Source organism: Streptomyces sp. SID5910 (genome assembly GCF_009862125.1).
Lineage (GTDB): Bacteria > Actinomycetota > Actinomycetes > Streptomycetales > Streptomycetaceae > Streptomyces.
Genome location: NZ_WWHX01000257.1, coordinates 1 through 12,017 on the forward strand (window position 1 = coordinate 1; position 12,017 = coordinate 12,017).

Consider the following 12,017-nt stretch of genomic DNA (forward strand, 5'->3'; position numbering starts at 1 on the left):
TCCCGGCTGTCCCCGGCCGAGCTGGTGCACGACGCCGACCTGGAGACGGAGGTGCGGCGCGCGGTCGTCGCGGCCAACACGCTGGTCTCCCAGGCCGAGTCGATCCGCACCTTCCGCATCCTGGCCCAGCCGTTCACCGAGGAGCACGGGCTGCTCACCCCGTCGCTGAAGCTCAAGCGCAGGGCCATCGAGAAGGCCTATGTGACCGAGGTCGAGGCCCTGTACCGGGCATGAGTTTCGCGGTCAGGAATGCGCGGCGCCTCGTGATCGTTGACGATGGGCGTACCACCTGACCACAACCGAAGGATCAAGAGCTCGTGAGCAGCAAGGTCCCCCCGATCATCCTGAACAACGGCGTCGAGATGCCCCAGCTGGGCTTCGGCGTCTGGCAGGTGCCGGACGCCGAGGCCGAGACGGCCGTCGCCACGGCCCTGGAGGCCGGGTACCGCAGCATCGACACAGCGGCGATCTACGGCAATGAAGAGGGCACCGGCAAGGCCATCGCCGCCTCCGGCGTCGCCCGCGAGGACCTCTTCGTCACCACCAAGCTCTGGAACAGCGACCAGGGGTACGACTCCACGCTGCGCGCCTTCGACACGTCGCTGGGCAAGCTCGGCCTGGACTACGTGGACCTGTACCTGATCCACTGGCCGCTGCCGTCGAAGGACCGCTACGTCGACACGTACAAGGCGTTCGAGAAGCTGTACGCCGACGGCCGGGTCAAGGCCATCGGCGTCTCCAACTTCCTGCCGGAGCACCTGGAGCGGCTGATCGCCGAGACGTCGGTCGTCCCGGCCGTCAACCAGATCGAGCTGCACCCGCACCTCCAGCAGCACGCCGCCCGCGAGATCCACGCGGAGCAGGGCATCGCCACCGAGGCCTGGTCCCCGCTCGGCTCGGGCAAGGGCATCCTGGAGATCCCGGCGATCGTGGCGATCGCCCAGAAGCACGACCGCACCCCGGCCCAGGTCGTGCTGCGCTGGCACCTCCAGCTCGGCAACGTGGTGATCCCGAAGTCCGTGACGCCGTCGCGGATCAAGGAGAACATCGACGTGTTCGGCTTCTCCCTGGACACCGAGGACCTCGCGGCGATCAGCGCGCTGAACGAGGACCGGCGCCTCGGCCCGGACCCGGCGGAGTTCGACGTCGTCTGATCCGCACGCCGCCCGCAGAGGGGCCCGGTCCGCACGGACCGGGCCCCTCTGCGCCATGCCTACTTGACGTCGCCCGTGAAGATCGCGGTGTCCGACTCGTAGTCCGGGGCGACCTCGATCTGGACGAGCTTCTCGCTCTTGGGGAGTTCGCAGCCCCAGACGACGTTGATGGACCGTCCGGCGAGGAGCTGGGTGTCGGGGCCGCCGCCCAGCCCGGCGGCGCTGTCGAAGACGGCCTCGCTGCTGTGGCCGTCCTTGCCGTACGAGCAGTTGACGGTGAGCGCGGTCGCGTCGAGCGTCGCGGTGCCGCCGTTGTCGACCTTGACGGTGAACCGGACGTACGGCGTGCTCTCGGGCATGGCGGTGTCGGTGGAGACGGCCCGCTTGAAGCCGGAGAGGCCGACCTTGACCTCGTTGTCGTAGGTGACGGTGTCGCCGAGGGCGTACACGCCGTCGTCGGACTCCTCGGCGGCGGGCTCGGTCGCCTCGTCGGCCGCGGTGGTGTCCCCGCCGTCCACGGTCTCCGTCACGGTGACCGTGGGTGCCGGCTTCGCCTCGTCGTCGCCGGTGACACCGACGGTGACCGCGGCCGCGAGGGCCGCGGCGACGACGGCCGCGGCGGCCGCGATGAGCGCGGTGTGGTTCCGCTTCGGGGGCTGCGGCGGCACCGGCGGCCAGTAGGGCGGCGCGGGCGGCGGCGTCATGTGGTTGCTCAAGGTTCTTCCCCCGGGGGCGATGCGGTTGCGTGATACATCATCACCCGGGAACGCCCCAAGTGAAGATCCCGTGACGAAATCGTGTCGATGGCCGGGTGTGCCCCGCCGCGGGTGCTAGCCGAGGCTGGCGCCGAACTCGCCGTTCTCGGCCTCCTCCGCGGACAGTTGCACGGTTCCGCGGTGGGAGACCTCGACCTTGTAGAACTTCTCGCCCTTCGGCACTCCGGGCACGGCGACATCGAAGGTGCAGGCGCCGAGGAGCTGGTCGCTGTCGCCGAGGGCTCCGGTGGCGATCACGTCGCCGTTCGCCCCGTACACGGTGACGCCGGTGCCTTCGGCGATGTCGTCGTAGCCGCTGTCGTAGCCGCCCGAGCAGCCGCCGTCGCCGTCGTCGGTGACCTCGTCGGTGAGCGTGAAGCTGCCTTCGAGGGTGAACGTCGCGGGTCCGCCGGACCCGGTGCCGGCGGTGATCGCCCAGATCCCGCCGACGACTCCGGCGCCGACGGCCAGACCGAGGAGTCCGGCGGCGAGCGGACCGGGTCTCTTCCGCGGCGCGGCGGGCGGCACGGCGGGCATGGGCGGCGCGGCCGGCCCAACCGGGGCAGGCTCGGCTGCGGTCGGCTGTTCGGGCACGGTCGGTGACGCGGCCGGGGCAGCGGGCTCGGGCGGGGTCTCGGGCTGTGCGGGAATGCTGTCGGTCATGGTCCCCCCAGGGATGTACGGGAACGGGATGCTATCCCCGTACGCAGCCGCGGGAACCGGACCGGTTGAAGATTCACCGGTTCGAGATCACGAAGGCTCCGGCACCTCGGGCCGCTCCGGTTTCGCGAAGGCGCGGAGGGTGAACACCGGGTCGGGCCGGGGCCGTTCCTGGTCCGGCAGGGCCGCGAGCCGGGCGGCGAAGTGGTCGGCGAGGTCCCCGCCCGGCGGCAGCGTCACGAACCAGCCGCGGCGCAGGTCGGCCACCGTGCTGCGGGGGCTGCGGCCCTGGCCGTGCCCGGTGAAGCGGGCCTCGCCGGCCGGCACCAGGCCGTGGGCGCGGGCGTACGACTCGACCTCCCCGGCGGCGTCGTGGGCCGTGCTGGGCGGGCGGGAGGCGAGTACGGCGTCGATGTCGCTGCCCACGTTGTGCGCGGCGCCCTTGTCGACCGTCGTCACGTACACCCCGCCGGGCCGCAGCACGCGCGCGCACTCGCCGACGACGGCGCGGACGTCCTCGGCGCCGGCGGCCAGGTGCAGCAGCCACACGCTGCTCACGGCGTCGAACTCGCCGTCCCGGAAGGGCAGTCGGCGGCTGTCGGCCAGCACGACGGCGCCGGGCAGCCGCCGCGCGGCCCGGCGGGTCATCTCGGGGGCGAGGTCGGCGCCGGTCACGCGCAGGCCCGCCCGTCCGGCCGCGAGCCGGCCGGTGACGATGCCGGTGCCGCAGCCCACGTCGAGCAGGCCGCGGGCGTGCGGCGGCAGGAGGCCCAGGACCGCCCGGGCGGCGGCTTCGGCGCGGGGTTCGCCGCCGCGCAGGGCGTCGTAGCGTTCCGCTTCTTCGTCGTAGTCGAGCACCCCGTCAGTGTGCCCCGTGGCTCCCGGCCAGGTCCTCCACCCTGCGGGCGAGCTCGACGTCCTTCTCGGTGACGACGCCGCCCGCACTGTGGGTGTTGACGGCCAGGCTCACGGTGTTGTAGCCGAGGGTCAGGTCGGAGTGGTGGTCGAGTTCCTCCTGCACCTGCGCGATGTGCACGACCATGGCGGTCGCCGCGAAGTGCGAGTCGAGCCGGTAGGCGCGGGTGAGGCGGTCCCCGTCGAGGGACCAGCCCGGCAACTCGGCCAGCTGCTCCTCGATCTCCTTGTGCGACAGCGGTTCCACGGGCATGGGCGGCCCTCCTCGTCTGCGGGGCACGGGCACGGCGCCGTACGGCTCGGTTCCCTTCCAGCCTGCCACAGCGGGGCCACCGCGGCCGGGCCCGCGGTCGACTACCGTTCCCCGCATGACCGCACTCGTGTCCGGTACCTCCCCCGCCACCACCCCCACCGCCCAGGGCGTGGGCCCGCTGCTGCGGGCCTGGCGGGAGCGGCGGCGGATCAGCCAGCTCGAACTGTCGCTGCGTGCCGACTCCTCCGCCCGGCACATCAGCTTCATCGAGACGGGGCGTTCCCGGCCGAGCGAGGAGATGGTGCTGCGCCTCGCCGACCGGCTCGACGTGCCCATGCGGGAGCGCAACGCGCTGCTCCTCGCGGCGGGCTACGCCCCGCACTACCCGGAGACCCCGCTGGACGACCCGGCGCTGGACGCGCTGCGCGCGGGCATGGAGCGCCTGATCAGGGGTTATGAGCCGTATCCGGCGCTGGTGGTCGACGCGCGGTACGAGGTGCTGGCCGCCAACCGGGGCATCGCGATGCTGACGGACGGCCTTCCCGAGCACCTGCTCGCGCCCCGGCCGAACGCGATGCGGCTGGCCCTGCACCCCCAGGGTCTGGCGCCGCGCATCCGCAATCTGCGCGAGTGGCGCGGGCACCTGCTGGAGCAGATGCGGCGGCAGATCGCCCTGGACCGCTCCCAGGCCGTGCGGGCGCTGTACGACGAGGTCGCGGCCTACCCGGTGCCGGACGACACCGGCGACGAGGAGCCGGACGAGCCGGTGCCGTACTTCGCGCTGCCGTTGCGGATCGAGCACGAGGGCCGGACGCTGTCGTTCATCTCGTCCATCTCCACCTTCAACACGCCGATGGACGTGACGGTCGCCGAGCTGGCCATCGAGACGCTGCTCCCGGCCGACCCGGCGACGGTCAAGTACCTTCAGACGCTCATGTCCTGACGCCCCCTCAGCGACGCGTACTGCACCAGCGCGAAGCCGGTGACGACGAGCGCCTGGAGCACCGTCCACACCGCGCCGGCCGTGGTGGGCGTGAGCCAGAGGGCCAGGGCGGCGAAACTCAGCGCCGACCAGGCCAGGTTGGCCTCCACGACGGCCCGCACCGCGAGGGCGGGCGGGTGCCGGCGTGCGGCCAGCAGGCCCACGGCCGCCGCGTATCCGGCGAGGAACGCGCCGATGCCGAGCAGCAGTCCGGAGCCGGCCCCGAACAGGCGGCCCAGCGGCCCGGACAGGGCGAGGTAGGCGAGTGCGTTGGCGCCGGTCACGAGGGCGTCGAGGGCCAGGAAGCGGCGGAGCATCCGCTGCGGCTCGACGGTGCGTGCGAGTACGGCGAGCTGGTTGGTGGACATGGCGGGTCACCCTCCGTCCGATCGGGCAAGGCTGCGGGGAACCGGGGGCCGGGCCGGAGTGCGCCGGTCCGGCCCCCGGTGTGTTTCCACGATCCCGTCCGGGCGGGAAACGGTCGATTACCCGAGGGGTAATGGGGCCGCCGCCGCTCCGCCCCTGTGAGACCGATGGCGGAACATGACAGACTGCGGGGGAACTTGGGCGCGTTGGGGAGGCGTGGCGTGAGCGAGCGGCGGGTGGCACCCACCGTGGGTCAGGTGGTGCTGGGCAAGCGCCTCCAGGAGCTGCGGGAGCGGGCGGGCCTGAAGCGCGAGGAGGCCGCCAAGGTGCTCCGGGTGGCCCCGGCGACCGTACGGCGTATGGAAATGGCCGAGGTCGCGCTGAAAATCCCGTATGTCCAGATCCTGTTGACGGCGTACGGTGTGCCCGACGACGAGGTCGCGGCGTTCGTCGCGCTGGCCGAGGACGCGAACCGGCCGGGCTGGTGGCAGCGCTTCACCGACGTGCTGCCGGACTGGTTCAGCCTGTACGTGAGCCTGGAGGGCGCGGCCCGCATCGTCCGCTCCTACGAACCGCACTTCGTGCCCGGCCTGCTCCAGACCGAGGACTACGCCCGTGCGGTCCTGGACGCCGGGACGATAGGGACCGCGGGCGAGGAGGCCGTGGAGCGGCATGTGTCGCTGCGCATGGAGCGGCAGCGGCTGCTGGAGCGGCCGGACCCGCCGCACCTGTGGGTGATCATGGACGAGACGGTGCTGCGGCGCCCGGTGAGCGTCCACGGCCGGGTGATGCGCGAACAGCTCGACCGGCTGCTGGAGTTCGCCGCCCGGGACCGGGTGACGCTCCAGGTCGCCGAGTTCGAGGACGGTCCGCATCCGGGGACGTACGCGCCCTTCACCCTGTTCCGTTTCGCCGAGCCGGAGCTGCCCGACATGGTCTTCACCGAGTACCTGACCGGCGCGCTGTACCTGGACTCCCGCCCGGAGGTCTCCACGCACCTGGAGGTCCTGGACCACATGACGGCACGCGCGGCCTCCACCCTGCGCACCGAGAAGATCCTGCGGGAGTACCGCGAGAACTACTGACCGGCCGTCCGACAGCACCATCCCGAGGGAGACGACACCGCATGACCGGATCCGACGCCGCGTCCACCCCCGTCGACACCAGCCGGCCGCATCCGGCCCGCGTCTACGACTGGTGGCTGGGCGGCAAGGACAACTACCCCGTGGACGAGGAGCTGGCCCGGAAGATCCTCGCCGTGGACGACACGGCGGTGCGCGGGGCGCGTGCCAACCGCCGGTTCATGCAGCGGGCGGTGCGGACGGTCGCCGAGGCCGGGATCCGCCAGTTCCTGGACATCGGCACCGGCATCCCCACCGAGCCGAACCTGCACCAGGTGGCCCAGGGCGTGGCGCCCGAGGCGCGGGTGGTGTACGCCGACAACGACCCGATCGTGCTCCGGCACGCCGAGGCGCTGCTGCACGGCTCGGCGGAGGGCGGCACCGAATACGTCCACGCGGACGTCCGGGACCCGGACACCATTCTGCGGCTGGCCGGTGAGTGCCTGGACTTCGAGCGGCCCGTCGCCCTGTCGCTGGTGGCCCTGACGCACTACCTCGGTGACGCGGTGGACGGGGACGACGTGCACGGCCTGCTGAAGCGGTACGTGGACGCCCTCGCGCCGGGCAGCTTCCTGATCCTCTCGCAGGTCACGCCCGATCTGAACCCGGAGGCGGTCGCCCGGGCCGCCGCTCTGTTCGCCCGCGGCGGCACACCTTTCTTCCCGCGCCCGCTCGCCGAGTTCGCCCGGTTCTTCGACGGCCTGGAGCTGCTGGGCCCCGGCGTCATCCCGGTGACCGGGTGGCGGCCGGACCCCGAGGACGTGGCCGCCCAGAGCGAGGGCATCGTCCCGGTGTACGCGGGGGTGGCGCGCAAGTCCTGATGCTTCCGCGTGCCGCGCGCCCTGACCCGTACGGGCGCCGCGGACGGGTGTGTGATCCCCGCGGCCCCTAGGTTCGGAGCCAGGCGAGCAAGGGAGCGCACGTGACCGAGACGCGGACACCGCCCACCGAGCCGGGCGCGGCGCTGCTGCGCGCGGGCCGCTTCTTCCGGCCCGGCACCGCCGCCCCCGACCTGCACAGCATCGGGCTGGTCGGCGGGCGGGAGTCGGACGCGTTCTACCGGGACCGCTGGAGCCACGACAAGGTCGTGACCTCCACGCACGGCGTGAACTGCACCGGCTCGTGCCGCTGGAACGTGTTCGTGAAGGACGGGATCATCACCTGGGAGACCCAGGCGACGGACTATCCGTCGGTCGGCCCGGACCGCCCCGAGTACGAGCCGCGCGGCTGTCCCCGGGGCGCCGCGTTCTCCTGGTACACGTACTCACCGACCCGGGTGCGCTACCCGTACGTGCGCGGGGTGCTGCTGGACATGTACCGGGAGGCCCGGGACCGGCTCGGGGACCCGGTGCTTGCCTGGTCGGACATCCAGGGCGACCCGGAGCGGCGGCGGCGCTACCAGCGGGCGCGGGGCAAGGGCGGGCTGGTCCGGGCGAGCTGGGACGACGCGGTGGAGATGGTCGCGGCGGCCCATGTCCACACGATCAGGCACCAGGGGCCGGACCGGATCGCCGGGTTCTCGCCGATCCCGGCGATGTCGATGGTGTCGCACGCGGCCGGGGCCCGCTTCCACTCCCTGATCGGCGCCCCGATGCTGTCGTTCTACGACTGGTACGCCGACCTGCCGGTGGCGTCCCCGCAGGTCTTCGGCGACCAGACGGACGTGCCGGAGTCGGGCGACTGGTGGGACGCGGCGTATCTGATCATGTGGGGCACCAACCTGCCGGTGACCCGCACGCCGGACGCGCACTGGATGGCGGAGGCCCGCTACCGGGGGCAGAAGGTGGTCGTGGTCTCCCCCGACTACGCCGACAACACCAAGTTCGCCGACCAGTGGCTGCACCCGCACCCGGGCACGGACGCGGCGCTGGCCCTCGCGATGGGGCACGTGGTCCTCAAGGAGTTCTTCGTCGACCGCGAGACGCCCTTCTTCGACGACTACGTGCGGCGCTTCACCGACCTGCCGTTCCTGGTCACGCTGACCGAGCGGGACGGGGCGTATCTGCCGGGCAAGTTCCTGCGCGCGGCCGATCTGGGTCAGGAGGGTGAGGACGCGCGCTGGAAGACGGTCGTCCTGGACGAGGCGTCGGGCCGCGCGGTCGTGCCGAACGGCTCGCTGGGCTTCCGCTGGAACGAGGCGGACCAGGGGAAGTGGAACCTGGACCTGGAGGACGTGCGCCCCCGGCTGAGCCTGCACGGCCACGAGGCGGCGGCGGGCGTCGAGGTGCTGCTCCCCCGCTTCGACACCGAGGGCGGCGCGCACGGGCAGGGCCGCGGTGACGTCCTGCGGCGGGGCGTGCCGGCGACCCGGCTCGGCGGCGCGGGCGGCCCGCTGGTGACGACCGTGTTCGACCTGCTGCTGGCCCAGTACGGCGTGGCGCGTGCCGGGCTGCCGGGCGACTGGCCGGCGTCGTACGAGGACGCGGACGCGCCCGGCACCCCGGCCTGGCAGCAGACGCACACCTCGGTCCCGGCGGCGGCCTGTGTGCGCATCGCCCGGGAGTTCGCGCGGACCGCCGAGCGCTCCAAGGGCCGCTGCATGATCCTCATGGGCGCGGGCACCAACCACTGGTTCCACTCGGAGACGATCTACCGGGCGTTTCTCGCGCTGCTCCAGCTGACCGGCTGCCAGGGCCGCAACGGCGGCGGCTGGGCGCACTATGTCGGCCAGGAGAAGTGCCGCCCGGTCACCGGCTGGGCGTCGCTGGCCTCCGCGAACGACTGGTCCCGGCCGCCGCGCCAGATGATCGGCACGGCCTACTGGTACCTGAACACCGACCAGTTCCGCTACGACCGGTTCGGCGCGGACGTCCTCGCCTCGCCGCTCGGTGAGGGGCGGCTCGCGGGGATGACGGCCGCGGACTGCCTGGCGCTGTCGGCGCGCACGGGCTGGATGCCGTCGTACCCGACCTTCGACCGCAACCCGCTGGAGCTGGGCGAGACCTCCGACGACCCGGTGGCGAACGCGGTGGCCGAACTGCGGGCGGGCACCCTCAAGTTCGCGTGCGAGGACCCGGACGCGCCGGAGAACTGGCCGCGGATCGTGACGCTGTGGCGGGCCAACCTGCTCGGTTCGTCGGCGAAGGGCGCCGAGTACTTCACCAAGCACCTGCTGGGCACCCACTCGTCGCTGCGCGCCGAGGAGGCGGCGCCGGGCGAGCGTCCCCGGGACGTGGTGTGGCACGAGGAGGCGCCCGAGGGGAAGGTCGACCTGCTGCTGTCGCTGGACTTCCGGCACACCTCCTCCACGCTGCTGTCCGACGTGGTGCTGCCGGCCGCGACCTGGTACGAGAAGCACGACCTGTCCAGCACGGACATGCACCCCTACGTGCACGCCTTCTCGCCCGCCGTGGACCCGCCGTGGCAGACGCGCACCGACTTCGACACGTTCAAGGCGATCGCCGAGAAGCTGAGCGAGCTGGCCGCCGGCCACCTGGACGCCCGCAAAGACCTGGTGGCGGCGCCGCTCCAGCACGACACCCCGGGCGAGATCGCCCAGCCGGGCGGGGTCGTACGGGACTGGAAGCGCGGCGAGTGCGATCCGGTGCCGGGCAGGACGCTGCCGAACCTGACCGTCGTGGAGCGCGACTACACGGCGATCGGCGCCAAGTTCGCGGCGCTGGGGCCGCTGGTGGAGGCCAAGGGGCTGCCGGCCAAGGGCATCACGCTGAAGCCGGACGAGGAGGTCGAGCGGCTGCGGCACATGAACGGCGCGGTGCGCGGCGGCCCGGCCGACGGGCGCCCGGCGCTGGACACGGCGGTGAAGGCGGCGAACACCATCCTGGCCCTGTCCGGCACGACCAACGGCCGCCTGGCCGTGCAGGGTTTCCGCACCCTGGAGGCGAAGACCGGGCAGGAGATGGCCCACCTGGCCGCCGAGCACGAGGGCAAACAGGTCACCTACGCCGACACCCAGGCGGCGCCCGTGCCCGTAATCACCTCGCCGGAGTGGTCGGGCAGCGAGGCCGGCGGGCGCCGCTACACGGCGTTCACGCTCAACACCGAGCACCTCAAGCCCTGGCACACCCTCACCGGCCGCCAGCACTTCTTCCTCGACCACGACTGGATGCACGAGCTGGGCGAGGCGCTGCCGGTGTACCGGCCGCCGCTGGACATGAGCCGGCTGTTCGGTGAGCCGCAGCTCGGCCCGGACGGGCACCGTGAGGTCACGGTGCGCTACCTCACCCCGCACAACAAGTGGTCCATCCACTCCGAGTACCAGGACAACCTGTTCATGCTGGCGCTGTCCCGGGGCGGCCAGACCATCTGGATGGCACCCGAGGACGCGGCGGCGATCGGCGTGTCCGACGACGACTGGATCGAGGCCGTCAACCGCAACGGCGTGGTGGTGGCCCGCGCGATCGTCTCGCACCGCATGCCGCCCGGCACGGTCTACATGCACCACGCGCAGGAACGCACCGTCAACGTGCCGCTCAGCGAGACCACCGGAAAGCGCGGCGGCATCCACAACTCGCTCACCCGTCTGCTCCTCAAGCCGACCCATCTCATCGGCGGCTACGCCCAGTTGTCGTGGGCGTTCAACTATCTGGGGCCGACGGGCAACCAGCGCGACGAGGTGACGGTGATCCGCCGCCGCGCCCAGGAGGTCGAGTACTGATGCGTCCGATGGCCCAGATCGCGATGGTCATGAACCTCGACAAGTGCATCGGCTGCCACACCTGTTCGGTCACCTGCAAGCAGGCGTGGACCAACCGGCGGGGCATGGAGTACGTCTGGTTCAACAACGTCGAGACCCGCCCGGGGCAGGGCTATCCGCGCCGCTACGAGGACCAGGAGAAGTGGCGGGGCGGCTGGGAGCTGAACCGGCGGGGCGCGCTGAAGCTGAAGGCGGGCGGCCGGCTGAAGAAGCTCGCCGGGATCTTCTCCAACCCGAAGCTGCCGGAGATCAAGGACTACTACGAGCCCTGGACGTACGACTACAAGAACCTCACCGACGCCCCGCTCGGCGACGACTACCCGGTGGCGCGGCCCGTCTCCCAGCTCGACGGCAAGCCGATGAAGATCGCCTGGTCCTCCAACTGGGACGACGACCTGGGCGGCGCGCCCGCCTACGGCGACCTGGACCCGATGGTGGAGCGCACCCGCCAACAGGCTTCGGAGAAGGTGAAGTTCGCGTACGAAGAGACGTTCATGTTCTATCTGCCGCGGATCTGTGAGCACTGCCTCAACCCGTCGTGCGTGGCCTCGTGCCCGTCCGGGGCGATGTACAAGCGGTCGGAGGACGGGATCGTCCTGGTCGACCAGGACCGCTGCCGGGGCTGGCGGATGTGTGTGACGGGGTGCCCGTACAAGAAGGTGTACTTCAACCACCGCACCGGCAAGGCGGAGAAGTGCACCTTCTGCTACCCGCGCATCGAGGTGGGCCAGCCCACGGTCTGCTCGGAGACGTGCGTCGGCCGGCTCAGATATCTCGGGGTCGTGCTGTACGACGCCGACAAGGTCACCGAGGCGGCGTCCACCCCGAACGAACAGGGCCTGTACGAGGCGCAGTTGGGCGTCTTCCTCGACCCGGAGGACCCCGAGGTGCGCCGGGCGGCGGAGGCCGCGGGGATCCCGTACGACTGGCTGGAGGCGGCCCGGCGCTCACCCGTGCACGCGCTGGTGAGCAGGTACCGGGTGGCGCTGCCGCTGCATCCCGAGTACCGCACGATGCCGATGGTCTGGTACATCCCGCCGCTGTCGCCGGTGGTGGACGCGCTCACCGAGACCGGGCACGACGGGGAGGACGCGGACAACCTGTTCGGCGCCATCGACACGCTGCGGATCCCGCTGGAGTACCTGGCGGAGCTA

The 12,017-nt window shown here is 72.0% G+C and carries 11 protein-coding genes and 1 pseudogene; 7 read left to right on the top strand and 5 right to left on the bottom strand.

Going from position 1 to position 12,017, the window contains the following annotated elements:
- Both GTW67_RS08860 and GTW67_RS08865 read left to right on the top strand, forming a co-directional pair.
- Positions 1 to 234, top strand: a pseudogene (locus tag GTW67_RS08860) (long-chain fatty acid--CoA ligase); the annotation flags it as partial.
- An 83-nt stretch (positions 235 to 317) separates the two neighbouring features.
- Entirely contained in the window at positions 318 to 1,154 is an 837-nt protein-coding gene (locus GTW67_RS08865; protein WP_161164255.1) for an aldo/keto reductase, read from the top strand.
- Positions 1,155 to 1,213: 59 nt separating this feature from the next.
- Here GTW67_RS08865 and GTW67_RS08870 read toward each other — a convergent pair whose 3' ends face one another.
- The 4 genes from GTW67_RS08870 to GTW67_RS08885 form a co-directional block, all read right to left on the bottom strand.
- Entirely contained in the window at positions 1,214 to 1,870 is a 657-nt protein-coding gene (locus tag GTW67_RS08870; RefSeq protein ID WP_161164256.1) for a hypothetical protein, read from the bottom strand.
- A 114-nt stretch (positions 1,871 to 1,984) separates the two neighbouring features.
- Positions 1,985 to 2,572, bottom strand: a complete 588-nt coding sequence (locus tag GTW67_RS36900; protein WP_202436996.1) for a hypothetical protein — start codon at positions 2,570 to 2,572, stop codon at positions 1,985 to 1,987.
- Between the two features lie 87 nt (positions 2,573 to 2,659).
- Positions 2,660 to 3,427: a methyltransferase domain-containing protein gene (locus GTW67_RS08880; RefSeq protein WP_161164257.1), complete on the bottom strand. Its 768-nt coding sequence runs from the start codon at positions 3,425 to 3,427 to the stop codon at positions 2,660 to 2,662.
- 4 nt (positions 3,428 to 3,431) lie between these two features.
- Entirely contained in the window at positions 3,432 to 3,737 is a 306-nt protein-coding gene (locus GTW67_RS08885) for a 4a-hydroxytetrahydrobiopterin dehydratase (RefSeq protein WP_161164258.1), read from the bottom strand.
- 115 nt (positions 3,738 to 3,852) lie between these two features.
- On the opposite strand from GTW67_RS08885, the gene GTW67_RS08890 reads away from it, so the two are divergent.
- Positions 3,853 to 4,680 carry a helix-turn-helix domain-containing protein gene (locus tag GTW67_RS08890; RefSeq protein ID WP_161164259.1) on the top strand — a complete coding sequence of 276 codons (828 nt, stop codon included), beginning with the start codon at positions 3,853 to 3,855 and terminating at the stop codon, positions 4,678 to 4,680.
- Here the strand turns inward: GTW67_RS08890 and GTW67_RS08895 are convergent.
- Positions 4,662 to 5,087: a hypothetical protein gene (locus tag GTW67_RS08895; protein ID WP_161164260.1), complete on the bottom strand. Its 426-nt coding sequence runs from the start codon at positions 5,085 to 5,087 to the stop codon at positions 4,662 to 4,664. The two genes, GTW67_RS08890 and GTW67_RS08895, sit on opposite strands and share 19 nt — an antisense overlap.
- Positions 5,088 to 5,306: 219 nt before the next feature.
- On the opposite strand from GTW67_RS08895, the gene GTW67_RS08900 reads away from it, so the two are divergent.
- The 4 genes from GTW67_RS08900 to narH form a co-directional block, all read left to right on the top strand.
- Positions 5,307 to 6,170, top strand: a complete 864-nt coding sequence (locus GTW67_RS08900) for a Sco1979 family transcriptional regulator (protein WP_161164261.1) — start codon at positions 5,307 to 5,309, stop codon at positions 6,168 to 6,170.
- Between the two features lie 41 nt (positions 6,171 to 6,211).
- Entirely contained in the window at positions 6,212 to 7,027 is an 816-nt protein-coding gene (locus GTW67_RS08905) for an SAM-dependent methyltransferase (RefSeq protein WP_161164262.1), read from the top strand.
- 101 nt (positions 7,028 to 7,128) lie between these two features.
- Entirely contained in the window at positions 7,129 to 10,824 is a 3,696-nt protein-coding gene (locus GTW67_RS08910; protein ID WP_161164263.1) for a nitrate reductase subunit alpha, read from the top strand.
- Positions 10,824 to 12,017, top strand: a 1,194-nt coding sequence (narH, locus tag GTW67_RS08915) for a nitrate reductase subunit beta (protein ID WP_161164264.1), incomplete at its 3' end; no start/stop codon positions are given. The genes GTW67_RS08910 and narH, both read left to right, overlap by 1 nt.

Bases quoted from the DNA above. Each gene is read 5' to 3' on its own strand.
- GTW67_RS36900 (WP_202436996.1), bottom strand. From the start codon at position 2,572: ATGACCGACAGCATTCCCGCACAGCCCGAGACCCCGCCCGAGCCCGCT.
- GTW67_RS08885 (WP_161164258.1), bottom strand. From the start codon at position 3,737: ATGCCCGTGGAACCGCTGTCGCACAAGGAGATCGAGGAGCAGCTGGCC.
- GTW67_RS08890 (WP_161164259.1), top strand. From the start codon at position 3,853: ATGACCGCACTCGTGTCCGGTACCTCCCCCGCCACCACCCCCACCGCC.
- GTW67_RS08895 (WP_161164260.1), bottom strand. From the start codon at position 5,087: ATGTCCACCAACCAGCTCGCCGTACTCGCACGCACCGTCGAGCCGCAG.
- GTW67_RS08905 (WP_161164262.1), top strand. From the start codon at position 6,212: ATGACCGGATCCGACGCCGCGTCCACCCCCGTCGACACCAGCCGGCCG.